The sequence below is a fragment of the Streptomyces sp. NPDC058008 genome (assembly GCF_042886395.1).
Lineage (GTDB): Bacteria > Actinomycetota > Actinomycetes > Streptomycetales > Streptomycetaceae > Streptomyces.
Genome location: NZ_JBHVQX010000007.1, coordinates 169,369 through 192,686, shown reverse-complemented (window position 1 = coordinate 192,686; position 23,318 = coordinate 169,369). Strand labels below are relative to the sequence as shown.

The 23,318-nt window shown below is 73.0% G+C and carries 21 protein-coding genes; 10 read left to right on the top strand and 11 right to left on the bottom strand.

The annotated features are described in order from the left end of the window. The first annotated feature begins 211 nt into the window (after positions 1-211). Both ACFVS9_RS09635 and ACFVS9_RS09630 read left to right on the top strand, forming a co-directional pair. Positions 212-1,231 (top strand): ArsR/SmtB family transcription factor, encoded by a 1,020-nt coding sequence (locus ACFVS9_RS09635; protein ID WP_383119061.1) that lies wholly within the window; start codon positions 212-214, stop codon positions 1,229-1,231. A 124-nt stretch (positions 1,232-1,355) separates the two neighbouring features. Continuing rightward, positions 1,356-1,766: a VOC family protein gene (locus tag ACFVS9_RS09630; protein WP_383119062.1), complete on the top strand. Its 411-nt coding sequence runs from the start codon at positions 1,356-1,358 to the stop codon at positions 1,764-1,766. Between the two features lie 58 nt (positions 1,767-1,824). Here the strand turns inward: ACFVS9_RS09630 and ACFVS9_RS09625 are convergent, their stop codons facing one another. From ACFVS9_RS09625 to ACFVS9_RS09610, 4 genes are all read right to left on the bottom strand, one after another. Beyond that, positions 1,825-2,991, bottom strand: a complete 1,167-nt coding sequence (locus ACFVS9_RS09625; protein WP_383116675.1) for an alkaline phosphatase PhoX — start codon at positions 2,989-2,991, stop codon at positions 1,825-1,827. 227 nt (positions 2,992-3,218) lie between these two features. Continuing rightward, positions 3,219-3,578 carry a nitrite reductase small subunit NirD gene (gene nirD / locus ACFVS9_RS09620; RefSeq protein WP_389931251.1) on the bottom strand — a complete coding sequence of 120 codons (360 nt, stop codon included), beginning with the start codon at positions 3,576-3,578 and terminating at the stop codon, positions 3,219-3,221. Continuing rightward, entirely contained in the window at positions 3,578-6,163 is a 2,586-nt protein-coding gene (gene nirB, locus ACFVS9_RS09615) for a nitrite reductase large subunit NirB (protein ID WP_389931249.1), read from the bottom strand. Before nirB ends, nirD begins: the two co-directional genes overlap by 1 nt. Next, positions 6,163-6,432, bottom strand: coding sequence for a hypothetical protein (locus ACFVS9_RS09610; RefSeq protein ID WP_389931248.1), 270 nt, complete (start codon positions 6,430-6,432; stop codon positions 6,163-6,165). The genes nirB and ACFVS9_RS09610 overlap by 1 nt, the downstream gene beginning before the upstream one ends. Before the next feature lie 148 nt (positions 6,433-6,580). Here ACFVS9_RS09610 and ACFVS9_RS09605 point away from each other — a divergent pair, with 148 nt between their 5' ends. Continuing rightward, on the top strand, positions 6,581-7,372 hold the full coding sequence (locus ACFVS9_RS09605) for a sulfite exporter TauE/SafE family protein (RefSeq protein ID WP_383116679.1): 792 nt from the start codon (positions 6,581-6,583) through the stop codon (positions 7,370-7,372). Between the two features lie 45 nt (positions 7,373-7,417). Here ACFVS9_RS09605 and ACFVS9_RS09600 read toward each other — a convergent pair whose 3' ends face one another. From ACFVS9_RS09600 to ACFVS9_RS09585, 4 genes are all read right to left on the bottom strand, one after another. After that, positions 7,418-8,047 (bottom strand): class F sortase, encoded by a 630-nt coding sequence (locus ACFVS9_RS09600; protein WP_389931246.1) that lies wholly within the window; start codon positions 8,045-8,047, stop codon positions 7,418-7,420. A 22-nt stretch (positions 8,048-8,069) separates the two neighbouring features. Next, entirely contained in the window at positions 8,070-8,798 is a 729-nt protein-coding gene (locus tag ACFVS9_RS09595; RefSeq protein ID WP_389931245.1) for a hypothetical protein, read from the bottom strand. A gap of 394 nt (positions 8,799-9,192) precedes the next feature. Next, positions 9,193-9,669 carry a DUF5990 family protein gene (locus tag ACFVS9_RS09590; protein ID WP_383116682.1) on the bottom strand — a complete coding sequence of 159 codons (477 nt, stop codon included), beginning with the start codon at positions 9,667-9,669 and terminating at the stop codon, positions 9,193-9,195. A gap of 29 nt (positions 9,670-9,698) precedes the next feature. After that, positions 9,699-10,520 (bottom strand): aminotransferase class IV, encoded by an 822-nt coding sequence (locus ACFVS9_RS09585; RefSeq protein ID WP_389931243.1) that lies wholly within the window; start codon positions 10,518-10,520, stop codon positions 9,699-9,701. 69 nt (positions 10,521-10,589) lie between these two features. Here ACFVS9_RS09585 and ACFVS9_RS09580 point away from each other — a divergent pair, with 69 nt between their 5' ends. Continuing rightward, positions 10,590-11,180 carry an NADPH-dependent FMN reductase gene (locus tag ACFVS9_RS09580; RefSeq protein WP_383116684.1) on the top strand — a complete coding sequence of 197 codons (591 nt, stop codon included), beginning with the start codon at positions 10,590-10,592 and terminating at the stop codon, positions 11,178-11,180. 56 nt (positions 11,181-11,236) lie between these two features. Next, positions 11,237-11,575, top strand: a complete 339-nt coding sequence (gene cutA / locus ACFVS9_RS09575; protein ID WP_383116685.1) for a divalent-cation tolerance protein CutA — start codon at positions 11,237-11,239, stop codon at positions 11,573-11,575. An 88-nt stretch (positions 11,576-11,663) separates the two neighbouring features. Here cutA and ACFVS9_RS09570 read toward each other — a convergent pair whose 3' ends face one another. Continuing rightward, a complete protein-coding gene (locus ACFVS9_RS09570) occupies positions 11,664-12,419 on the bottom strand; it encodes a vancomycin high temperature exclusion protein (RefSeq protein WP_383116686.1) in 756 nt (251 codons plus the stop codon). Positions 12,420-12,599: 180 nt separating this feature from the next. On the opposite strand from ACFVS9_RS09570, the gene ACFVS9_RS09565 reads away from it, so the two are divergent. The 5 genes from ACFVS9_RS09565 (at position 12,600) to ACFVS9_RS09545 (ending at position 19,481) form a co-directional block, all read left to right on the top strand. Beyond that, positions 12,600-13,499, top strand: coding sequence for a sirohydrochlorin chelatase (locus ACFVS9_RS09565; protein WP_389931241.1), 900 nt, complete (start codon positions 12,600-12,602; stop codon positions 13,497-13,499). 36 nt (positions 13,500-13,535) lie between these two features. After that, complete coding sequence (locus ACFVS9_RS09560; RefSeq protein ID WP_383116688.1) at positions 13,536-14,846, top strand: deoxyguanosinetriphosphate triphosphohydrolase; 1,311 nt, start codon at positions 13,536-13,538, stop codon at positions 14,844-14,846. Between the two features lie 119 nt (positions 14,847-14,965). Beyond that, positions 14,966-16,225 carry an NAD(P)/FAD-dependent oxidoreductase gene (locus ACFVS9_RS09555; RefSeq protein WP_383116689.1) on the top strand — a complete coding sequence of 420 codons (1,260 nt, stop codon included), beginning with the start codon at positions 14,966-14,968 and terminating at the stop codon, positions 16,223-16,225. A gap of 93 nt (positions 16,226-16,318) precedes the next feature. Next, on the top strand, positions 16,319-18,226 hold the full coding sequence (gene dnaG / locus ACFVS9_RS09550; RefSeq protein WP_383116690.1) for a DNA primase: 1,908 nt from the start codon (positions 16,319-16,321) through the stop codon (positions 18,224-18,226). Between the two features lie 178 nt (positions 18,227-18,404). Beyond that, a complete protein-coding gene (locus ACFVS9_RS09545; RefSeq protein ID WP_383116691.1) occupies positions 18,405-19,481 on the top strand; it encodes an RNA polymerase sigma factor in 1,077 nt (358 codons plus the stop codon). 86 nt (positions 19,482-19,567) lie between these two features. On the opposite strand, the gene ACFVS9_RS09540 is transcribed toward ACFVS9_RS09545, so the two are convergent. Together ACFVS9_RS09540 and ACFVS9_RS09535 are read right to left on the bottom strand one after the other, a co-directional pair. Beyond that, complete coding sequence (locus ACFVS9_RS09540) at positions 19,568-21,493, bottom strand: ABC transporter ATP-binding protein (protein WP_383116692.1); 1,926 nt, start codon at positions 21,491-21,493, stop codon at positions 19,568-19,570. After that, entirely contained in the window at positions 21,493-23,226 is a 1,734-nt protein-coding gene (locus ACFVS9_RS09535; protein WP_383116693.1) for an ABC transporter ATP-binding protein, read from the bottom strand. Before ACFVS9_RS09535 ends, ACFVS9_RS09540 begins: the two co-directional genes overlap by 1 nt. Between the last annotated feature and the right edge of the window lie 92 nt (positions 23,227-23,318).

Genomic DNA, 23,318 nt, shown 5'->3' with positions numbered 1-23,318 from the left:
CGTCGCTCACCGCCGCCGAACGGGCAGGGCCCCCACGGCCCCCACCCGCTCACCGGTGACTCCGGTAACGCGCCCGACGACGTACAGCCTTTCCTCCGGCGGGGGAACGGGCGAGACGTTTCAACTGTGGCCGAAACCCCGTGGTGACCACCCGTCACGCTGTGTATACGCTTCGGTGGGGGCAATTGCGGGTGCAACAGGTGGGGGATCGATGCTGCGTATCCATGTGTCCGGAGTGGACCTTTCGCGCGTGCGGATGGCCACGGGGCCGGACGCGATGTGGGAAACCATTCTCAGTTTCCACCGGTTGAGGGACCGGCGGGGTTCCACCGTGTTCGGGAAATGGCGCGACGAATCCCGGGCCAGGCTGAATGGTGAAGCGCGCCTGCTGTCCGCGGTGGTTCCGCCGCGTGGTTATTTCCCCGACTTCCTGACGCCTTCGCAGGGGGCCGCCGGGCCATTCGGTCTCGACGCCGGAATGGAGGCGCTGCGCGACACCCCGGTGGACCGGATGCGCGAGGAACTCCGCCTGCTGTCGGCGGGCCCCTCGACGGCCCGGAGGGCGCCCGCCGTGCCCTCCCCGGCGGCTGCCGCCCTGCCCGAGGCGCTCGCCGAGGGCCGTACGGAGCCCCTCGGGCGCCTCATCTCCACCCTGCGCGCCTACCACCGGGCCGCCGTCGAGCCGTACTGGCCGCACATCCGGGCGAGCGTCGAGGCCGACCGGGCCGTCCGGGGCCGGGCCCTGCTGGACGGGGGCGCGGACGAGCTGCTGGCCACCCTGCCGCCGATGATCCGCTGGCGCGCCCCGGTGCTGGAGGCCGACTACCCCGTCGACCGCGAACTGCGCCTGGACGGGCGGGGGCTGCTCCTCCAGCCGTCGTTCTTCTGCCGGGGCACCCCCGTCGTCTACCGCGACCCGTCGCTCCCGCCGGTCCTCGTCTATCCGGTCACCCACCCCGGCGCCCCCGCCGCCGCCGAACCGGGCCCCTGGCTCGGGCGGCTGGTGGGCCACACCCGCTCCACCGTCCTGCGGTCCATAGGCGACGGGTGCACGACGAGTGAACTGGCCCGCAGGACCGGGGTCTCGCTGGCCTCGGCGAGCCAGCACGCCTGTGTGCTGCGCGAGGCCGGTCTGGTCCGCACCCTGCGCCACGGCAGCTCGGTCCTGCACACCCTCACCCCGCTGGGCGCCGACCTGATCAGGGGCGGAGCCCCGCTCGCGGTGTCCTGACACCCGCGCGTGCGGAAAGGCCGGCGGGCGATGAGTTTCGCGGTGCCCCGTCGTCTACCTCCCGGGCGCTCGCAGGGAGCGCCCGGGAGCACCCCCGGGGTGCCGGACGGAAGAGTGGGACACCATGCCTCAGATGATCTTCGTGAACCTGCCGGTCAAGGACCTGGGGACGACGAAGGACTTCTTCGCCGGGCTCGGGTTCGGCTTCGATCCCCGGTTCGGCGACGACACGACGGCCTGTCTGGTCATCAGCGACACGATCTTCGCCATGCTCATCAGCGAGCCGCGCTTCAAGGAGTTCACCAGGAAGGAGATCGCCGACGCCTCGGCGACGACCGAGGTCCTGCTCGCCCTGAGCGCGGAGAGCCGCGAGAAGGTCGATGAACTGGCCGACGCCGCGCTCGCCAACGGCGGGTCGCCCGCGAACGACCCCGTGGACGAGGGCTTCATGTACGGCCGTTCCTTCCAGGACCCCGACCACCACATCTGGGAGGTCGTCTGGATGGACCCGGCCGCCGTCGGCGGACAGGCGTGAGCCGCGCGGAGGCGGCGGGCGCGCCGAGGGTGGCCGCGCCCGCCGCCTCCGGGGCGCGTCAGGAGCGGAACGGCCCCGTGACCTCGTAGGTGATGCCGCCGGACGAACTCCCGCTGGTTCCGCGCTGCGAGGAGAAGTAGAGCCTGCGGCCGTCGGGGGAGAAGGCCGGGCCGGTGATCTCGGACCCGGACTGGCCGCTGATCCGCAGGAACGGGGCGACGGTGTCGGCCGGGGTGATCAGGCAGATCTCCATGTTGCCCCCGTCCTCCGCGACGTACAGGTCACCGGAGGCGGCGCGGGTGACGTTGTCGACGCCGGTCAGCGGGGCGCTGCCGCCCGTGACGAGCGAGGCGTCGTAGGCCAGCGAGAGGGACGAGGCGTTCGCGTCGTACGCCCACACCCGGTTGTCGCCCTTGGTGGTGAACCAGCAGGTGCCCGCGGCGTAGAAGCAGCCCTCGCCGCCGTTGAACACCTTGGCGCCGGAGACCTGGTAGCGGGTCTGGGTGGGCGAGCCGTCCGGGTCGGGCACCGTCGCCCAGGTCACCGGCCCCGACGTGCCGCTGCCCGCGACGAGCACCTGGAGCGTGCCGGACGAGAGCGTGCCCCAGGTGGTCGGGCGGAAGCGGTAGAAGCGCCCGTCGGTCTCGTCCTCGGTCAGGTAGACGTAGCCGTGGTCGGGGTCGGCCGCCGCGGCCTCGTGCTTGAAGCGGCCCATCGCGGGGCGCTGCACGGCGGCCTTCACCCCCCACGGGTCGGTCTCGTACACGAAGCCGCGGGTGACCTCCTCGCAGGAGAGCCAGGTGTTCCACGGGGTCCGGCCGCCCGCGCAGTTGGTGTTCGTGCCGGACAGGATCCGGTACGCCGACGTCACCGTGCCCGAGGAGTCGAAGCGCACCGCGCTCGCCCCGCCGCCGCTGCTCGCGGACACCTCGGCGTTGGAGACGTAGATCCAGCCGCTGCCGTCGGTGAAGGTGGCGCCGCCGTCCGGTGCGCTGTGCCAGGCGTACGAGGTGCCGGGGACGCTCTGCCCGGAGCGGGCGATGACCCTGCTGGTGAAGCCGGCGGGCAGCAGGATGCCGTTGCCGTCGGCGGCCCGCAGCGCGCCGTAGGGGCCGGGGGCCGGCTGGGCCGGGTCCGCGAAGGCGGCACCCCGCCACAGGGTGCCGCCGAAGGCCGCCGCCGAGCTGCCGATCACCGCTGTGCGCAAGAAGGTCCGACGTTCCACGATCACTCCACGGGTGACGTGCGGGCCCGCCGGTCCGGTCGGCCCGGCGGGTCGAACGTCAGGACAGTAGGGGTGCGCGGTGACCGGGACCTCAACGTGTCATGAACAGGTCGGGTTCGGGTCCTTCCGGGGCGGGCGCGCCGGGGCGTCCGGGGTGCGTTCCCGCGCGGGCTTCCCGTCCGTCCGCTCCGATCCCGGCTCCCCGAACGCCCCCGCGCCCCGGAAAGTCAGTCCGCGCGCACCGGGAAGACCGGCACGGTGACCTCGTCGTCGTCCAGGCAGGCACCCGTCTCCAGGTCGAAGCGCTGCTTCAGCAGGGGCGACGCGACGAACGGCCGTCCTCCCGCCGAGCCGACCAGGCCGCGGGAGAGGACGTACGCACCGGTGAACGGGTCGCGGTTGTCGATCGCGTAGGCGCGCCCCGACCGGTCCACGAACAGCGCTACCTGCCGGCCGTCCGGGAGGAGCGCGGCCACGCCGCGCCCCGGGGTCAGCAGCGAGAGGTCGCAGACCGTGAGCCAGCCGTCCCCGTCCGCGAGCCTTATGGTCCGGGTGTTCCGCGTGGTCTCCGGCGTCCGGGTCGTCATCAGGAGGAGGTCCCTTCGAGGGTGCGGACGGCGAGCACCGGGCCCGCGAGGATGTCCAGGTCGGGCTTGACCTGGTCGCGCTCGGGGACGAACCTGACCGAGGGGTCGGGCGCGTCCGGGGCGTTGACGAAGGTGACGAAGCGCCGCAGCCGTTCCGGGTCGTCGATGGTCTCGGCCCACTCGTCGCGGTAGCCGCCGACGTGGTCGGCCATCAGGCGCTCCAGCTCGTCGCAGAGGCCCAGCGAGTCGTGGACGACGACGTCCCGCACGTGGTCCAGGCCGCCCTCGATCCGGTCCAGCCAGGTCGAGGTGCGCTCCAGGCGGTCCGCCGTACGGATGTAGAACATCAGGAACCGGTCGATGAGACGGACCAGTTCGGCGTCGGAGAGGTCCTGTGCGAGGAGGTCCGCGTGGCGCGGGGTGGCCCCGCCGTTGCCGCCGACGTAGAGGTTCCAGCCCTGCGCCGTGGCGATGATCCCGAAGTCCTTGCCGCGGGCCTCCGCGCACTCCCGGGCGCAGCCCGAGACCGCCGACTTCAGCTTGTGCGGGGAGCGCAGGCCCCGGTAGCGCAGCTCCAGGCCGATCGCCATCGCGACCGAGTCCTGCACCCCGTAGCGGCACCAGGTCCGCCCCACGCAGGACTTCACCGTGCGCAGGGACTTCCCGTAGGCGTGCCCCGACTCGAAGCCCGCGTCCACGAGGCGGGTCCAGATCAGCGGGAGCTGGTCGACGCGGGCGCCGAACAGGTCGATCCGCTGACCGCCGGTGATCTTCGTGTAGAGGCCGAAGTCCCGGGCCACCTCGCCGATCACGATCAGCTTCTCCGGGGTGATCTCCCCGCCGGGGATGCGCGGCACCACCGAGTACGAGCCGTTGCGCTGGAGGTTGGCCAGGAAGTGGTCGTTGGTGTCCTGGAGGGCGGCCTGCTCCCCGTCCAGGACGTAGCCGCTCGCGCCGACCGTGGGGGCGAGCGAGGCGATGACCGAGCCGACCGTCGGCTTGCAGACCTCGCAGCCGTCGCCCCCGCGCGCCGCCTCGCGGCCGTGCGAGTCCAGGAGCCCGGCGTACGTCGTGATGCCGAGGGTGCGGACGATCTCGTACAGCTCGCTGCGGGTGTACGCGAAGCACCCGCACAGCCCCCGGTCCTCGGACCGGGGCAGTAGCTGTCCGATGACCTTGACGCAACTCCCGCAGCCCGTACCGGCCTTGGTGCACTTCTTCACCTCGGGCAGCGTGCCGTGCTCGCGGACCGCTCCCTTGGTGACGTTGTGGCAGGAGCAGATGACGGCCTCGTCGGGCAGCGACGACGGGCCGAGGGCGACCGGCCCGCCCGCACCGGCCGGCAGCACCAGCTGCTCCGGGGCGACGGGGAGCACCGTGCCGGTCATCGGCCGCAGGGTGCCGTACTGGTCGGCGTCACCGACCAGTACGCCGCCGAGCAGTGTGCCGTCCCGGCCCATCACCAGCTTCTTGTACACACCCGAACGCGAGTCGGCGTACACCACGTCGAGGCAGCCCTCGGCGGCGCCGTGCGCGTCGCCGAACGAGGCGACGTCCACCCCGAGCAGCTTCAGCTTCGTCGAGAGGTCGGCGCCGGTGAAGGACGCCGCGTTGCCCGCGATCACCTCGGCGGCCGTCAGCGCCATCTCGTAACCCGGCGCCACCAGCCCGTAGACCCGGCCGTCCGAGGCGAGCGCGCACTCGCCGACGGCGAAGACGGCGCTGTCGGAGGTGCGGCACTCGTCGTCGACGACGACGCCGCCGCGCGGGCCGACCGCCAGGCCGCAGTCGCGGGCGAGCTGGTCCCTGGGGCGTACGCCCGCGGAGAAGACGACCAGGTCGGTGGCGAGCGAGGAACCGTCCGAGAGCGCCATCCCGGCGACCCGGCCGTCCTCGCCCGCGGTGACCTCCTGGGTGCCGACGCCCGTGTGCACCGAGAGGCCCATGCCCTCGATGGTGCGCAGCAGCGCGGCGCCGCCGCCGTCGTCGACCTGGGCCGGCATCAGGCGGGGCGCGAACTCGACGACGTGCGTGTCGAGTCCGAGGCCCTTGAGCGCGCCCGCCGCCTCCAGGCCGAGGAGCCCGCCGCCGACCACCGTGCCGGTCCGGGCGGTCCGCGCGTACTCCTCGATGGCGCGGAGGTCCTCGATGGTGCGGTAGACGAAGCAGCCCTCGGTGTCCTTGCCGGGGACGGGCGGGACGAAGGGGTACGAGCCGGTGGCCAGCACCAGCGTGTCGTAGCCGAAGGTCTCCCCCGAGCGCGCGGTGACGGTGCGCGCCGCGCGGTCCACGCTCTCCGCCGGGTCGCCGACGCGCAGCTCGATGCCGTGGCGCTCCATGAAGTCCGGCTCGACGAGCGAGAGGTCCTCCGGCGTCCGCCCGGAGAAGTACGAGGTCAGCTGCACCCGGTCGTAGGCGGGACGGGGCTCCTCGCAGAGCACGACGACCCTGGCGGTGCCCGCCGCGGCGGTCAGACCGCGGTCGGCGAGAGCCTCCAGGAACCGCTGTCCGACCATGCCGTGCCCGACGACCACGATCGTCGGCACGCCCGCGGTGGGGGCGGTCGGGGGATTGGGCACCGGCATCAGAAGCCTCCGTCGTTGGTGGGCGGGTGGAGCGGGGACGTACCGGCGGGGGCGGGGGAGGGGGAGGGGCGCGGGGCGGACGGTGCCGGGGTCCCGGGCCCGCCGTGCCGGACGGGGCGTCCCGCCGTTCGCGCCGCGTCGTACGGTGCGCGCCCGCCCTCACCGGTGACGGTGACGGCGGCGCCGCGCGCCCGGGAGGCGGGCCGCGCTCCCGCCGTCCCGGCGCCGGCCACCGCCACGCGCGCCGTCTCTCCCGTCCGTGTCCTCATGCCGTCGAGCGTGCGCGGTGGGTGTTACCCGGCCGCATCCCTCCTGTTTCCCGGGAGGAACCTTGCGCTCAGCGCGTCACGGTGCCCCCTGTGAGGGCGCGGACAACCGGTTGGACGGTGTACCCACCACCTGCTTAAGGTCGCGAGCATGCCTGAGATAACCCTCACCACCCTGGTCGTCCTCTGCCTGGCCGCAGCCGCCGCGGGCTGGATCGACGCGGTGGTGGGCGGAGGCGGACTGCTCCTCCTGCCCGCCCTGCTGCTGGGCCTGCCGCACGTCCCGGCCGCGCACGTCCTCGGCACGAACAAGGCGGTGGCCATCGTCGGCACGTCGGGTGCCGCCGTGACCTACCTGCGCAAGGCGCCGGTCCGGGTGGGGACCGCCGTGCGGATCGGGCTCATGGCCCTGGCCGGATCCATGACCGGAGCGTTCTTCGCCGCCGGGATCAGCAGCGACGTGCTGCGGCCGGTGATCATGGTGGTGCTGCTCGCCGTCGCGGCTTTCGTGATGCTGCGGCCGGGCTTCGGCGCGGCGGCGGCCGGCGACGGTACGGCACGCACGGTCACACGGGCCCGCACGGTCACCGCGATCGTGCTGGTCGGCGGCGGCATCGGCTTCTACGACGGGCTGTTCGGGCCCGGCACGGGCACCTTCCTGGTCCTGGCCCTGACCGCCGTCCTGCACCTCGACCTGGTCACCGCGTCGGCCAACGCCAAGATCGTGAACGTCTGCACCAACGGCGGCGCGCTGGCGATGTTCGCCTACCAGGGCACGGTCCTGTGGCAGCTCGCCGCGCTGATGGCCGTGTTCAACCTGGCCGGGGCGATGATCGGGGCGCGGATGGCCCTCAGGAAGGGCAGCGACTTCGTCCGCGGGGTCCTGCTGGTCGTGGTGTTCTCCCTGGTCGCCAAGCTCGGCTTCGACCAGTGGACGGCCTGAGTCCCAGGCCGGCGGCCCGCCGTTCCGCACCCCGTTGCGCCCCGGTCAGCGCACCTCGGCGAGGTGCGCGTAGACCACCACGTTGCCCAGGTAGCCCGTCTCGCGCGTGAACCCGCCGCCGCAGGTGATCAGCCGCAGCGAGGCGTCCGGGGTGGCACCGTAGACGCGCCTGTCCGGGAACCGGTCGTTCTCGTACACCTCGACCGCGTCGACCGAGAAGACGGCGGTACGCCCGTCCCCGCGGTCGATCTCGACCACGGCCCCCTTCTCCAGCGATCCGAGGGCGTAGAACACGGACGGCCCCTCCGCGTTGTCGACGTGGCCGGCGACCACCGCGGTGCCCTTGGCGCCGGGCGGCGTGCCGTCCTCGTACCAGCCCGCCAGATTGGCGTCCTCGGCGGGCGGCGCGTCGAGGCTCCCGTCCTCGCCCAGCTTCAGCCCCGTCATGGGCGCGTCCACACCGATGCCCGGGATCCGGATCCTGACCGGCGCGGAGGGGCGCAGCGGTTCGGCGACCCGGGTGCCCGGACGGGGTCCGGGGCCCGCGGCGAACGCCTGGGCGGTGGAGGGCTGGGGCGCGGTCCCGGTGGCCGCTCCGTTGTGGACCAGCCATACGCCGCACAGCGCGGCGATGCCCGCCAGCCAGGCCCGGGCCCGCAGCGCGGTCCTGTCCACGTCCGTACTCCGCCGGCCGTCCTCAGCGGCGCAGGTCGTCAGCGCGGCGGCGGCGCAGCAGCAGGACACCGGCGACGGACGCCACCCCGACGAGCCCGGCGCCCGCGGCGAGCTGGGCGGTGTCGGGGGCGGCGCTGCCTCCGACACCCGTCCCCACGTGGCCGGAGGGCCGGCCGGGGCTGGGAGCCGTGGTCGGCCGGTGCCCCGGGGGCAGCGGCGGCTTCGCGGATCCGGGGTCGGTCTCCGACGGCGGTACGGGCTCGGGGCGGTGACCCGTCCCGGGCGCCGTCCCCGTGCCGGCCCCGGGCGGCTGGACCGGTCCTGCCCCGTCCGGCCCGGTGTCCGCGTCGTCCGGGTCCCCCTCCGGCCGGGAGGGCCCCGAGACCGCCGCCGGGTCGTCGGCGGGGGCGGATTCCTCGTCCGGACCGGGCGCCCGGCCCAGGTCGGGCCCCTCGGCCGCGTACGGGTCCTCGGCGGCGTACGGGTCCTCCGCCGCGTACGGCCCCTCGTCCTCCGGGTCCTGGGCGGACAGCGGGCCGGCCATCACCCCGTCACTGCCGCAGGAGGCCGCCTGCGTGGTCCCCACCGGTCCGCCGGGACCGCAGTCCGCGCTGCCGGGTGCGGCCTGCGCGACGGCGGGCCCCGGTCTGCCGAGGCCGTCCGCGTGGGCGGAGGGGGCGCCGAGTCCGAGCGCGGCGGCGGTGAGGGCCGCAGCGGCGGTACCGGTCACGAGGCGGGCGGGGCTACGCATGGGAATCCTCCGGGCAGACGGATGTGTCCTGCCTCCGAGGTAACGGCCCCGGCCCGCCCGCCGCATGCTGACGCAGCGTCAGCTTTCACCCGTACGGGCCCGGGGGGCGCGCCCGCCGGTCCGGCCCCTCGCAGGTCGCGGCGGTGACGGGGGCGCCGCGCCGCCCGGGTGCCGATCGGGTGACCACGGGGACGCCCGGAGTGTGACCCGGGTCACATGAATGGAGTGGGGGTGCCCGGGCACACGCTCTCTACCCCCCCACGGGACGGCAGCCCCCCGCCGGCCCCAAGGCAACTGCCCTCACCGGCCCACCCCCCCCGGGATCGGTGAGGGCGGTGTCATGTCGCCCTTCCGCCCCGCGCCGTTCGCCAGGCCCTGCGCGCCTCGCCCCGCCTCACGTCCCGGGCGAGCCGTCCCCGCCCGTCGCGGACCAGACGACGTCCGGCGGCCGGACGCGCGCGCACCGGGGCTGCCCCCGGTCGTCGCTCAGGCGCAGGCGGGCGGTGAGGTGTCCCGACCGTGCGGCGGCCTCCAGGACCTCCGGTGCGATGTCGCTCATCATCAGCTTGGCCCGGCGGAACATGGTGAAGGCGCCCGAGTCGTCCACCGTGCCCCAGGACAGGTAGACGAAGCGCCCCCCGAGCCGGTTCTGGACGTACGGCCCCGACACCTCGACGCCCTCCGCGGTGGACACGGCGGAGCAGTCCAGGGTCCAGGAGGCGGCCGTCGCGTCGCCGGGGTGCAGCCCGAACAGTTCTCCGGGGCTGTCCCGGGCCTGCACGCCGACATGGATGTTGTCGAAACCCGAGAAGTCGGTGTCGGGGCCGCAGGTGCGGCCCGGGAGTTCCGTGGCCTCGATGTGGATCCGCATGGGCTCCATGGTCCCGTACGCCGCGCGGGTCATACGGTCTCGCGGGGGGCGTCGTCGTAGACCCGGGCGAGCAGTCCCATCAGGTCCTCGTCGACGGCGAAGGCCGTGTCGTCGATCCGGTGGACGGGCGCGATGCCCTGCGAGTTGGTGACGAACGCCGCCCGGTACGCGCCGACCCCGTCCAGCGTCACCCCGTGGCGTACCGACGGCCGGCCCGTCCGGGCCAGTCCGCGCTCCAGCAGCGCCATGGTGATCCCGGTCAGGGCCGGGGCGTCCGGCCAGACCACCGAGGCGCCGTCCCAGAAGCCGATGTTGGTGACCGAGCCCTCGGTCACCATGCCCGCCGGTGAGACGAGCAGCGCCTCGTCGAAGCCGGCCCGCCCGGCCTGCTCCCCGTAGTAGATCTGGCCGAACTCGCCGGGCCGCTTGATGTGCGGCACGGAGCGTGCGAACGGGACCGACATCAGGCTCCGGGGCGCGGCGTCCGGGCGGGCGGGCTCCCGCACGGTCACCATCGTCACCGTCGCCGCGCTGCCCGGTGGCCTGAAGCCGTGCACCCGGACCGACGCGTCGCGCGCCCCGGCGCCGTCGAGCGCGTGACCGATCAGCGCGCGCACCCGCTCCCCGTCGAGCGGGGCTCCGAACAGCTCCCGGTTCGCGGCGTCCAGGCGGTCCAGGTGCAGGGGGAGGCCGCGCACCGTGCGGTCCCTGACCTGCATCGCGGTGAAATGGCCGAAGCCCGCGAAGGCCGGGATCCGCAGGTCCTCGGCGGTGGCCGGGTGCCCGTCGAACTCGACGTGGAGATCCGGTACACCCGGTACGTCCGGTACATCCGGTGCGGAGGTCGTCATGGCCTCCAGCCTAGGTGCCGGCATGCGGCGCTTGACCTCAATCCTGGTTGAGGTGTGAGTCTGCGGTGCATGGACCCCAACACTCCCGCTCCCGCTCCGGCTTCCGTCCCTTCCGAGGCCCCGCTGAAGGTGGCCGTGATCCTCGGCAGCAACCGCGAGGGCCGCTTCGGGCCCGTCGTCGCCACGTGGTTCCTCGGGCAGGCGGCCGGCCACCCGGACATCGAGGCCGGACTCGTCGACGTCGCCGACAGCGAACCGCCCGCCACCGGCGCCGCCCGCGCGACCGCACTGCTGGCGGCCGCCGACGCCTTCGTGGTGCTGACCCCCGAGTACAACCACTCCTACCCGGCCCCGCTGAAGAGCCTCATCGACCGGCACTTCACCGAATGGCAGGCCAAGCCCGTCGCGTTCGTCTCGTACGGCGGGATCTCCGGCGGCCTGCGGGCGGTCGAACACCTGCGCCAGGTCTTCGCCGAACTGCACGCCGTCTCCGTGCGCGACACCGTCTCCTTCCACGGCGCGGGCGCCCTCTTCGACGACCGGGGCGTGCCCAAGGACCCCGCCGCTACCGACGGCGCGGCCAAGAGGATGCTCGACCAGCTGGTCTGGTGGGGCCGCGCCCTGCGCGAGGCCAGGACCCGGCACCCGTACGGCGGCTGACGCCGGGACCGCCGACAATCGAGGGGCCACCGACGCCGACGACGAGGAGACCCGGGATGACCCGGCCCGCATGGCTCACCGTACTGACCACCACCGACACCGAGGAGAAGGCCGGGGCCCTGGCCCGGGGCGCGGTGGAGGCCCGGCTCGCCGCCTGCGCCCAGATCTCGGCGCCCGTCCTCTCCGTCTACCGGTGGGAGGGCGCCGTCGAGACCGGCCAGGAGTGGCAGGTGCTCTTCAAGACCACCGCCGAGCGGTACGACGAGCTGGAGTCCCACCTCCTCGCGGCGCACGACTACGGGACACCGGAGATCATCGCGACGCCCGTCGTGCGCGGGAGCGACCGCTACCTCGCCTGGGTGTCCGCGGAGACGGCGCCCGTGGCGACACTGTGACGGAGGCCCGGCTGCCGTACTCCGTCCACGGCACGCGGCTCCCCGGCGAGCGCGGCCACGCCCCCTTCCTCCGGGGCCGCCCGCGGTCTCAGCCCGGACCGCCCGCCGTCGCGAGGCCGTCGGAGAGCGCCTCCGTCACCCCCGGCTCCCGTGGCCCCAGGAAGTGCGGATCCGGCTCGAACACCGCTTCCAGGAGTGCCTTGCCCGCCGCGAACACCTCCCGCGTCCCGCCGTAGTACCAGGTCACGTCGTGCACGTCGTCGACCCCCACCCCGTACGCGTCGATCCCGGCGGAGCGGCACAGGGCGATGGCCCGCCGTATGTGGAAGCCCTGGCTCACCAGGACGGCCCGGTCGACCCCGAATATCCGCTTGGCCCGGACGCAGGAGTCCCAGGTGTCGAAGCCCGCGTGGTCGCTGACGATCCGGCCGTCCGGCACCCCGCGCGCGGCAAGATACGTGCGCATGGCATCCGGTTCGTCGTACTCCGGGCGGCTGTTGTCCCCGGTGACGAGCACGACCCGGACCCTGCCGCTCGTGTACAGCTCGGCGGCGGCGTCGAGCCGGCGGGCCAGGTACGGCGACGGCCGGCCCTCCCACAGCCCCGCGCCGAACACCACGGCGACCTGCTGGGCCGGGGCGTCCGCCGCCGTCCGCACCCGGGCGTCGGCGGTGGTGTGCAGCCACGCCGCGGGCGCCAGCGCCACGGCGCACACCACCATCAGCGCCTGGACCAGCCGGCGCTGCCCCCGCCGGGTCCGGGGCAGCCGGGGCCGCCGGGCCGCGAGCCCTCCCAGGGCCCCCGGCCGCGCACGGCCCGGTCCCCCCGGTGTCCTCAGCCCCATGCGGCGCCCCCCGCGCTCGTACTTGATCCTTCGAGGGAAGGACGAACGGCGGGAGTGAATGGTTCGCGGGGACGGTGTGAACGGGTACCGACACCACGGGCCGTCCTCGTGTGAGACCGAGGCAAACACCCGTCACGGGTGCGAAACGGCCCGGCAACGTCCGCGCGGCACCATCGGTCCATGACGGAGACGGCACCGGAACACCCCCGTGAGCCCCTGCCCCTCGACAGCACGGCGCAGCTCCTGACCCGCGTCACCTCCCAGCTCGGGACCCAGCTCAGCCTCGTCTCCCTGAACGGAACCCGCAGGCCCATGCACCGCATCCGCAGTTCCGCCCCCACCCTGGTGGCCGTCGCGCACGGCAGCCGGGACCCGCAGGCCCTGCGCACCGTCCTGGAGCTCCTGGACCGGGTACGGGAACTGCGGCCCGCCCTCGACGTCCGGCTCGGCCACATCGAGCTGAACGAACCCCTGCTGCCGGACACCCTGGACGGCATCGGCCGGGGCGACGCCGTGCTCGTACCGCTGCTGCTGGGCCGCGGCCACCACGTCCGGCACGACCTGCCGCTGGCCGCGGCGGCCGCGAGCCGCCTCCGCACCCGGGTGGCGGCACCGCTCGGACCGCACCCCCTGCTCGTCGAGGCCCTGTACGAGCGGCTCGTCGAGGCAGGCTGGCGGGACGAGGACGGCACGAGCCGCAGCGCGGCCGTCGTGCTCGCCGCCGCCGGGTCACGCGACCCCGACTCGGACGCCGACGCGCGCCGCACCGCCGCCATGCTCGGCGACCGCCTCGGCGGGGTCCCCGTCCTCCCCGCCTACGCCTCGGCGGCCGGGCCCGACGTGCCGGCCGCCCTGCGGGCCCTCGCCGCCCGGGGCCGCCACCGGGTGGCCCTCGCCTCGTACTTCACGGCGCCCGGCCGCTTCGCGGCCCTCTCGGCCGCCGCCGCACCGGGCATCGCCGCCGCCCCCCTCGGCGCGCACCCGGCCATGGCGCGCCTCCTGCTGCACCGCTACGACCAGGCCCGTGCCGCGGACGCCCCCGCGCAGGGTGCCCTGACGCACCTCCTGGCCCCCGCCTGACCCCTCCTGTCGGCCCGCCCGTCTACTGTCGGGGACATGGACGGTACGCACGACCCCCGGGACACGCCCTACGGCGCGGCTGACACCGAGCGCTGGGACACCGAGCCCGACAAACGGCCCGGCCGCACCGCGTTCCAGCGCGACCGCGCGCGGGTGCTCCACTCCGCCGCCCTGCGCAGGCTCGCCGGCAAGACCCAGGTCGTCACGCCCGGCACCCGGAGCGGGGCCTGGGACGCCAGCCCGCGCACCCGCCTCACCCACTCCCTGGAGTGCGCCCAGGTCGGACGGGAGCTCGGCGCCGCCCTCGGCTGCGACCCCGACCTCGTCGAGGCCGCCTGCCTCTCCCACGACATGGGCCACCCGCCCTTCGGCCACAACGGCGAACAGGCGCTCAACGACTTCGCGTCGGACTGCGGAGGCTTCGAGGGCAACGCCCAGTCGCTGCGCCTGCTGACCCGCCTCGAACCCAAGCGCTTCGTCCGCGACCCCCGCGGCGGGGAGCTCGTCAGCGTCGGCCTCAACCTCACCAGGGCCGCCCTGGACGCCGCCACGAAGTACCCCTGGCCCCGGGGCGCGCACCCCACCGACCCCGGCTCACCGAAGTTCGGGGTGTACGAGGACGACCTGCCCGTCTTCGCCTGGGCCCGCGAGGGCGCGCCCAGGGACCGCAAGTGCTTCGAGGCCCAGGTCATGGACTGGTCCGACGACGTCGCCTACTCGGTGCACGACTTCGAGGACGGTCTGCACGCCGGTCACATCGACCCCGGCTGCCTCTTCTCGGAGCCGGAGCGCGCGGAGATCTGGGCCGTCGCCATCGGCCGGTACGTCCCGGCGGACACCGCCCCCCAGCAGCTCGCCGACGCCCTCGACCGGCTCACCGGCCAGGAGTGGTGGCCGCACGGCTACGACGGCACGGCGGTCTCCCAGGCGCGGCTGAAGGACGCGACGAGCCAGCTCATCGGCAGGTTCTGCCTCGCCGCCGAGACCGCGACCCGCACCGCGTACGGCACCGGACGGCTCGGCAGGTACGGCGCCGAGCTGATCGTCCCCCGCGAGGTGCGCGACGAGTGCGCCGTGCTCAAGGCCGTCGCGGACCGTTACGTCATGCAGCGCACCGAGCAGGAGGCCATCCGGGCCGGGCAGCGGATCGTCATCGCCGAGCTCGCCGCCGCCCTCACCGCACGCGCGCCCGAAGGGCTGGAGCCGCAGTTCCGCGCCCTGTACACGGCGGCCCCCGACGACCGGGCCCGGAAGAGGGTCCTCGTCGACCAGATCGCCGCACTCACGGACGTCTCCGCGCGGTCCCTTCACGGAACACTCACGGCTGTTGGGCAGACTGGACCATGACCGGGCCACATGCCCACCGACTGTGACCTGATCGGGGCACACCCTCTTTCGCCATCACGCTGCGTGCGGGACGCTCGCAGGTGGAGGCGCCGCGCAGCCAAGTACCGAGGAGGCATCAAGTGGTCGACGCACATCGGACGTTCGTCATCATCGGCGGAGGACTCGCCGGAGCGAAGGCGGCCGAGACACTCCGGGCGGAGGGTTTCAGCGGCCGGGTGATCCTCATCGGCGACGAGCGCGACCATCCGTACGAGCGGCCTCCCCTGTCCAAGGGCTACCTCCTGGGCAAGGACGCGCGGGACTCCGTCTTCGTCCACGAGACCGCCTGGTACGCGGGCGCCGACATCGAACTCCACCTCGGCCAGGTGGTCACCTCCATCGACCGGGCCGGCCGGTCCGTGCAGCTCGGCGACAACACGGTCGTGCACTACGACAAGCTGCTGCTCGCCACGGGCGCCGAGCCGCGCCGTCTCGACGTCCCGGGCACCGACCTGGTCGGCGTGCACCACCTGCGCCGCCTCGCCCACTCCGAACGCCTGCGCAATGTCCTCGCCGCCCTCGGCCGCGACAACGGGCACCTGGTCATCGCCGGAGCCGGCTGGATCGGCCTGGAGGTGGCCGCGGCGGCCCGCGGCTACGGCGCCGAGGTCACTGTCGTCGCCCCCTCGGCGACCCCGCTGCACCACGTCGTCGGCCCCGAGGTCGGCCAGATCTTCACCGACCTGCACGCCGGACACGGCGTCCGCTTCCACTTCGGCGCCCGCCTGACCGAGATCACCGGACAGGACGGCCTGGTCCTCGCCGCCCGTACCGACGACGGCGAGGAGCACCCCGCCCACGACGTGCTCGCCGCGATCGGCGCGGCGCCGCGCACCTCGCTCGCGGAGGCCGCCGGGCTCCACATGGCGGACCGGGCCGAGGGCGGCGGCGTCGCCGTCGACGCCTCGCTGCGCACCTCCGACCCGCACATCTACGCCGCCGGGGACATCGCGTCCGTCGACCACCCCCTCTTCGGCGGCCGGCTGCGCGTGGAGCACTGGGCGAACGCCCTGAACAGCGGACCCGCCGCCGCGAAGGCCATGCTCGGCCAGGACGTGTCGTACGACCGCGTGCCCTACTTCTTCTCCGACCAGTACGACCTCGGCCTGGAGTACTCCGGCTGGGCGCCGCCCGGCTCGTACGACCAGGTCGTCATCCGGGGCGACGCCGGAAAGCGCGAGTTCATCGCGTTCTGGCTGAAGGACCGCCGGGTCCTCGCCGGGATGAACGTCAATGTGTGGGACGTCACCGAGAGCATCCAGAAGCTGATCAGGGCCGCCCGGCCGGTCGACCCGGACGCCCTGGGCGACCCGTCGGTGCCCCTGGACTCCCTGCTCTGACCGGTGGCCCGGACATCCGGGACGTACGGCGCCCGGGGGCGGTGCCCCCGCCGGCCGGTCCCGGATGTCCGGCCCCACCCGTAGACTTCACGCGTGGCAGGCAGGATCAATGACGACGACGTGAAGGCGGTCCGGGACGCGGTCCCGATCGACGCCGTCGTGTCCGAGTACCTCCAACTGCGCAACGCGGGCGGCGGCAACCTCAAGGGCCTGTGCCCCTTCCACGACGAGAAGTCCCCCTCCTTCCAGGTGAGCCCGGGCAAGGGCCTGTTCCACTGCTTCGGCTGCCAGGAGGGCGGCGACACGATCGCCTTCGTGATGAAGATCGATCACCTGACCTTCTCCGAGACGGTCGAGCGCCTCGCCGCCAAGGCGGGCATCACCCTGCGCTACGAGGAGGGCGGCTACAACCCCTCCCACCAGCGCGGCGAACGCATTCGGCTGGTCGAGGCACACAAGATCGCCGCCGACTTCTACCGCGAGCAGCTGAACGGCCCCGAAGCCGAGATCGGCAGGAAGTTCCTCGCCGAGCGCGGCTTCGACCAGGACGCGGCCGCGCACTTCGGCGTCGGCTACAGCCCCGCGGGCTGGGACCACCTCACCCGCTACCTGCGCGGCAAGGGCTTCAGCGACAAGGAGCTCATCAGCTCCGGCATCTCCCAGGACGGCCGACGCGGCCCCATCGACCGCTTCCGCGGACGGCTGATGTGGCCGATCAGCGACACCTCCGGGGAGATCGTCGGCTTCGGCGCCCGCAAGCTCCGCGACGACGACAACGGCCCGAAGTACCTCAACACCCCCGAGACCCCGATCTACAAGAAGTCCCAGGTGCTGTACGGCATCGACCTCGCCAAGAAGGACATCGCCAAGGCGAGCCGCGCCGTCGTCGTCGAGGGCTACACCGACGTCATGGCCTGCCACCTCGCCGGGGTCACCACCGCCATCGCCACCTGCGGCACCGCGTTCGGCAACGACCACATCAAGATCCTCCGACGGCTCCTGATGGACAACGGCAGCGCCCGGGTGATCTTCACCTTCGACGGTGACGCCGCAGGCCAGAAGGCCGCCCTGCGCGCCTTCGAGGACGACCAGAAGTTCGCGGCCGAGACCTACATCGCCATCGCCCCGGACAACATGGACCCGTGCGACCTGCGACTCGCCAAGGGCGACGACGCCGTACGCGACCTGGTCGAGCCCCGCACCCCGCTCTTCGAGTTCGCGCTCCGCCAGATCGTCGGCCGGTACGACCTGGAGACCCCCGCGGGCCGCGCCGCCGCGCTCGACGAGGCGGCCGGCGTCGTGGCGAAGATCAAGACGAGCAGCGTGCAGCGGGAGGTCGCCGTCCAGCTCGCCGGCTTCGTCGGCATCCTCGACCAGGAGTTCGTCGTCCACCGCGTCGGCCAGCTCGCCCGCTGGGCCCGCGACCGCGGCGACCGGGGACCCGCGCAGGGAAAGCCCTCCCGGGGCGGCGCCCCGCAGCACCAGGCCCAGGCCCCCAAGGCACCGTCCGGGCCCGCGCTCAACCTCCGCAGCCCCGCCCACCGCACCGAGCGCGAGCTGCTCAAGCTCGCCCTGCAGAAGCCCGCCCTGGTCTCGCCCGCCTTCGACGCCTACGGCGCCGACGAGTTCACCGCCCCGCCCTACGCGGCGGTGCGCCAGTGCATCGCGGAGTCCGGCGGCGCCGAACAGGGCCTGGCCGAGACCCGCGACTACCTGGTCAACGTGATGGACGCCGCTCCCGACGACACCGTGCGCAACCTCGTCACCGAGCTCGCCGTCGAGGTCTTCCACGGCAAGACCATCGACGAGACCTATGCGGGCATGCAGCTCGTCCAGGTCCGCCTGCGCGCCGTCGACCGCAGGATCGACGACGTCCAGGGCAGCCTCGCCCGCCTCGGCAGCAACGTCGCCCCGGACCATCTGGCCGCCGCGCAGAACGAGGTCTGGGTCCTCCAGCAGTACGCCCAGTCGCTGCGGAGCCACGGCGCCGACGCCCTCTGAGCCGGGCGGGCGCCCCCGTCACGCTCCGGCGCAGAAAGTCACCGCACGCCCCTCGTGGCGGCGATGTGTCGTACCCCACACTGGAGGGCGGTGCCTGAGTCATCGGAGCGCGGCCGGTCCGTCCCGGGCGGACCCCCCATCCCCGCGGTCCGGCAGCGATCACCTGGAGGTCGCCCCCGTGCAGACCCGGACCGTGCCGCCCACGACCGAGCATGTCCCGGCGATTCCCGCGCAGAACCGGGTCACCCGCCACCCGGAGACCACGGGCACGCCCCAACCGGTGCTGGAGGAACCGGTGGAGCCCCCGGAGCTCCCGGAACCCCGCAGCCGCACGGAGAGCGGCGGACCCACGTCCGACCTCTTCCGCCAGTACTTACGGGAGATCGGCCGGATACCCCTGCTCAGCGCCGCCGAGGAGGTGGAGCTCGCCCGCCGCGTCGAGGCGGGACTCTTCGCCGAGGAACGGCTCGCCGGCACCCGCGACCCCGATTCCGGGCTCGCCGTCGACCTGGACCGGCTCGTGGTCCTGGGCCGGACGGCGAAACGCCGGCTGATCGAGGCCAATCTCCGCCTCGTCGTCTCCGTCGCCAAGCGCTACGTCGGCCGGGGCCTGACCATGCTCGACCTGGTCCAGGAGGGGAACCTCGGACTGATCAGGGCGGTCGAGAAGTTCGACTACGCGCGGGGCTACAAGTTCTCCACGTACGCCACGTGGTGGATCCGCCAGGCCATGTCCCGCGCACTCGCCGACCAGGCCAGGACCATCAGGGTCCCGGTGCACGTCGTCGAGCTGATCAACCGCGTCGTCCGCGTCCAGCGCCGGATGCTCCAGGAACGCGGCACCGAACCCACCCCCGAGGAGGTCGCGGACCAGCTCGGGCTGACCCCCGAACGCGTCGTCGAGGTCCTGCGCCTCGCCCAGGAGCCCGTGTCCCTGCACGCCCCCGTCGGCGAGGAGGACGACGTGGCCTTCGGCGACCTCATCGAGGACGGCGACGCCGCCTCACCCGTGGAGTCCGCGGCCTTCCTCCTGCTGCGCGAGCACCTGGAGGCGGTGCTCTCCACGCTGGGGGAGCGCGAGAGGAAGGTGGTCCAGCTGCGGTACGGACTGGACGACGGGAGGCCCCGCACCCTGGAGGAGATCGGGCGGATCTTCGGGGTGACCCGCGAACGCATCCGCCAGATCGAGTCCAGGACCCTCGACAGACTGCGGGGCCACGCCTTCGCCGACCAGCTCCGCGGCTACCTGGACTGAGCGGCACGACGGTGGGCGGGGACCGCTCCGGGAGCCGTCCCCGCCCACCGCCCGTCCCGCCGCGCCCGGAAGCGGCGGCCCGCGCCTCAGTCGACCTCGGCCAGCGCCTGGGCGAACTGCGCCGCGTACAGCCGGGCATAGGCGCCGCCGGCCGCCAGCAGCTCGTCGTGCGTGCCCTGCTCGACGATCGAACCGTTCTCCATCACCAGGATCACGTCCGCGTCCCGGATGGTGGAGAGCCGGTGCGCGATCACGAAGCTCGTACGGCCGTGGGCCAGCCGCGCCATCGCCTTCTGGATCAGCACCTCGGTACGCGTGTCCACCGAGCTGGTGGCCTCGTCGAGCACCAGGATCACCGGGTCGGACAGGAACGCCCGCGCGATGGTGATCAGCTGCTTCTCGCCCGCGCTCACCCCGGCCCCGTCGTCGTCGATCACCGTGTCGTAACCGTCGGGCAGCGTACGGACGAAGCGGTCGGCGTGGGCCGCCCGCGCGGCCTCCTCGATCTCCTCCCGGGTCACCTCGCGCGAGGCGCCGTAGGCGATGTTCTCCGCGATCGTGCCGCCGAACAGCCACGTGTCCTGGAGCACCATGCCTATGCCCGAACGGAGTTCGTCGCGCGACATTCTCGCCGCGTCCACCCCGTCCAGCGTGATGCGGCCGCCCGTCACCTCGTAGAACCGCATCAACAGGTTGACCAGCGTCGTCTTGCCGGCACCGGTCGGGCCGACGATCGCGACGGTGTGGCCGGGCTCCACGCTCAGCGAGAGGTCCTCGATGAGCGGCTTCTCCGGGTCGTACCGGAAGGACACGTGCTCCAGCGAGACGCTGCCGCGCAGCTCCCGCGGCCGCTCCGCCGGATCCGGGTCGGGTGCCTGCTCCTCGGCGTCCAGCAGGCCGAAGACCCGCTCGGCCGAGGCGATGCCCGACTGCACCAGGTTCGCCATCGACGCGACCTGCGTCAGCGGCATCGAGAACTGCCGCGAGTACTGGATGAACGCCTGCACGTCACCGATCGACAGCGCGCCCGAGGCCACGCGCAGCCCGCCGACGACCGCGACCAGCACGTAGTTCAGATTCGACACGAACATCATCAGCGGCTGCATGATCCCGCTGTTGAACTGGGCCTTGAAGCCCGCCTCGTACAGCGCGTCGTTCTGCTCGGCGAAGTCCCGCGCGGACTCCTCCTGCCGCCCGAAGACCTTCACCAGGGTGTGGCCGGTGTACATCTCCTCGATGTGGGCGTTGAGCTTGCCCGTCACCTTCCACTGCGCCACGAAGTGCGGCTGCGACCGCTTGCCGACCCGTGCCGCGACGAACACCGAGAGCGGGATCGTCACCAGCGCGACCAGGGCCAGCAGCGGGGAGATCCAGAACATCATGATCAGGACACCGACGATGGTCAGCAGCGAGTTGATGAGCTGGCCCATCGTCTGCTGCATCGTCTGCGAGATGTTGTCGATGTCGTTCGTCGCCCGGCTCAGCACCTCGCCGCGCTGCTGCCGGTCGAAGTAGGACAGCGGGAGCCGTGCCAGCTTGGTCTGGAGGTCCTCGCGCAGCTGGAAGACGACCCGGTTGATCACCCGGATCGACAGCCGGGTCGACACCAGCATCAGCAGTCCCGCGCCGACGTAGACCAGCAGCGCCGCCAGCAGGACCTGGCCCACCGCGCCGAAGTCGATGCCGTCACCCGGGGTGAAGTCCACCCCGGTCAGCATGTCGGCGAGCCCTCCGTCGCCCTTCTCGCGCAGGCCGTCGATGGCCTGCTCCTTGGTCGTGCCGCCGGGTATCTGCCGTCCGACCACACCCGCGAAGATGAGGTCCGTCGCCCCGCCGAGGATCTTGGGCCCCACGACGGAGAGCGCCACGCTCAGCGTTCCGGCGCCCAGCATCAGGGACAGCGCGCGCCTCTCCTTGCTGAACCGCCGCAGCAGCCGCTTCCCGGACCCCTTGAAGTCCATGGAGCGCTCGGTGGGCCCGCCGGCCATCATCCGTCCGCCCGGTCCTGCCATCAGGCGGCCTCCGCTTCCGTCAGCTGGGAGAGCACGATCTCCCGGTAGGTTTCGTTGCCGGCCATCAGCTCCTGATGGCTGCCCGTGCCGACGACCCTGCCCTCGTCCAGGACCAGGATCCGGTCGGCGTCACGGATCGTGGACACCCGCTGGGCCACGATCACCACGGTCGCCCCCGCCGTCTCGTGGGACAGCGCGCCGCGCAGCGCGGCGTCGGTCGCGTAGTCCAGCGCCGAGAACGAGTCGTCGAAGAGGTAGATCTCCGGCCGCTGCACCAGGGTCCGCGCTATCGCGAGCCGCTGCCGCTGCCCGCCGGAGACGTTCGTGCCGCCCTGCGAGATCGGCGCGTCCAGGCCGTGCTCCAGCCGCTCCACGAAGTCCTTGGCCTGCGCCACCTCCAGCGCGTGCCACAGCTCCTCGTCGGTCGCGTCCGGACTGCCGTAGCGGAGGTTCGTCGCGACCGTCCCCGAGAACAGGTACGGCTTCTGGGGGACGAGGCTCACGGTCTTCGCCAGCAGGACCGGATCCAGCGTCCGCACGTCCGTACCGCCGACCAGCACCTCGCCGTCCGTCGCGTCGAACAGCCGCGGGACGAGCCCGAGCAGGGTCGACTTCCCGCTGCCCGTCGACCCGATGATCGCGGTCGTCTCGCCGGGCCGCGCCACGAGGTCCACCGAACGCAGCACCGGCTCCTCGGCTCCCGGGAAGCGGAACTCCGCACCCCGTACCTCCAGACGGCCATGGGTCCGCAACTCGGTGACCGGGGCGGCCGGCGGCACCACGCTGGACTCGGTCTCCAGGACCTCCTGGATCCGCTCGGCGCACACCTCGGCGCGCGGCACCATGATGAACATGAAGGTGGCCATCATCACCGACATGACGATCTGCATCAGATACGCCAGGAACGCGGTGAGCGCCCCGATCTGCATCCCGCCGCTGTCGATGCGGTGCGCCCCGAACCAGACGACGGCGATGGACGACAGGTTCACCACGGTCATCACCGTCGGGAACATGAGGGCCATCAGCCGCCCCGTCGACACCGCGACGTCCGTCAGCTCCCGGTTGGCTCCGCGGAAGCGTTCCTCCTCGTAGCCGTCCCGGATGAAGGCGCGGATGACGCGGTTGCCGGTGATCTGCTCGCGCAGCACACGGTTCACCGTGTCCAGCCGTACCTGCATCGTGCGGAACAGCGGCCGCATCCTCCGCACGATGAGGCTCACCGAGACACCGAGGACCGGCAGCACGGCCAGCAGCACCGCCGACAGCGGTACGTCCTGGCCGAGCGCCATGATGACGCCGCCGACGCACATGATCGGCGCCGAGACCATCAGGGTGAAGGCCATCAGGACGAGCATCTGGACCTGCTGCACGTCGTTGGTCGTACGGGTGATCAGGGAAGGCGCCCCGAAGCGTCCCACCTCACGCGCGGAGAACGACTGCACCCGGCCGAAGACGGACGCCCGTACGTCGCGCCCGAGCGCGGACGCCGTCCGGGCCCCGTAGTAGACCGCGCCGACGTTGCAGACGATCTGGACGACGCTGACGGCGATCATCACGCCGCCGAACTCGAGGATGTAACCCGTGTCCCCCCGCACGACACCGTTGTCGATGATGTCCGCGTTGAGACTGGGCAGATAGAGGCTGGCGCACGTCTGCAGGAGCTGGAGCAGCACCAGCAGCGCGATGGGACGTCTGTACGGACCCAGATAGGTCCGCAGGAGTTTTATGAGCACACGAGTCTCTCGGAGTCGGCGGGGGGCAGAGGGCCGGTCCATACTCCGGCACGCCGGTCCATGACCGCCAACGCTTTTGCTCAAGCCCGGGT

Excerpts from the sequence above, each read along its gene's own strand:
- ACFVS9_RS09635 (WP_383119061.1), top strand. The coding sequence starts at position 212 with ATGCTGCGTATCCATGTGTCCGGAGTGGACCTTTCGCGCGTGCGGATG.
- ACFVS9_RS09630 (WP_383119062.1), top strand. The coding sequence starts at position 1,356 with ATGCCTCAGATGATCTTCGTGAACCTGCCGGTCAAGGACCTGGGGACG.
- nirD (WP_389931251.1), bottom strand. The coding sequence starts at position 3,578 with ATGACGACCCGGACGCCGGAGACCACGCGGAACACCCGGACCATAAGG.
- nirB (WP_389931249.1), bottom strand. The coding sequence starts at position 6,163 with ATGCCGGTGCCCAATCCCCCGACCGCCCCCACCGCGGGCGTGCCGACG.
- ACFVS9_RS09610 (WP_389931248.1), bottom strand. The coding sequence starts at position 6,432 with ATGAGGACACGGACGGGAGAGACGGCGCGCGTGGCGGTGGCCGGCGCC.
- ACFVS9_RS09605 (WP_383116679.1), top strand. The coding sequence starts at position 6,581 with ATGCCTGAGATAACCCTCACCACCCTGGTCGTCCTCTGCCTGGCCGCA.
- ACFVS9_RS09595 (WP_389931245.1), bottom strand. The coding sequence starts at position 8,798 with ATGCGTAGCCCCGCCCGCCTCGTGACCGGTACCGCCGCTGCGGCCCTC.
- ACFVS9_RS09590 (WP_383116682.1), bottom strand. The coding sequence starts at position 9,669 with ATGCGGATCCACATCGAGGCCACGGAACTCCCGGGCCGCACCTGCGGC.
- ACFVS9_RS09585 (WP_389931243.1), bottom strand. The coding sequence starts at position 10,520 with ATGACGACCTCCGCACCGGATGTACCGGACGTACCGGGTGTACCGGAT.
- ACFVS9_RS09580 (WP_383116684.1), top strand. The coding sequence starts at position 10,590 with ATGGACCCCAACACTCCCGCTCCCGCTCCGGCTTCCGTCCCTTCCGAG.
- cutA (WP_383116685.1), top strand. The coding sequence starts at position 11,237 with ATGACCCGGCCCGCATGGCTCACCGTACTGACCACCACCGACACCGAG.
- ACFVS9_RS09570 (WP_383116686.1), bottom strand. The coding sequence starts at position 12,419 with ATGGGGCTGAGGACACCGGGGGGACCGGGCCGTGCGCGGCCGGGGGCC.
- ACFVS9_RS09565 (WP_389931241.1), top strand. The coding sequence starts at position 12,600 with ATGACGGAGACGGCACCGGAACACCCCCGTGAGCCCCTGCCCCTCGAC.
- ACFVS9_RS09560 (WP_383116688.1), top strand. The coding sequence starts at position 13,536 with ATGGACGGTACGCACGACCCCCGGGACACGCCCTACGGCGCGGCTGAC.
- ACFVS9_RS09540 (WP_383116692.1), bottom strand. The coding sequence starts at position 21,493 with ATGGCAGGACCGGGCGGACGGATGATGGCCGGCGGGCCCACCGAGCGC.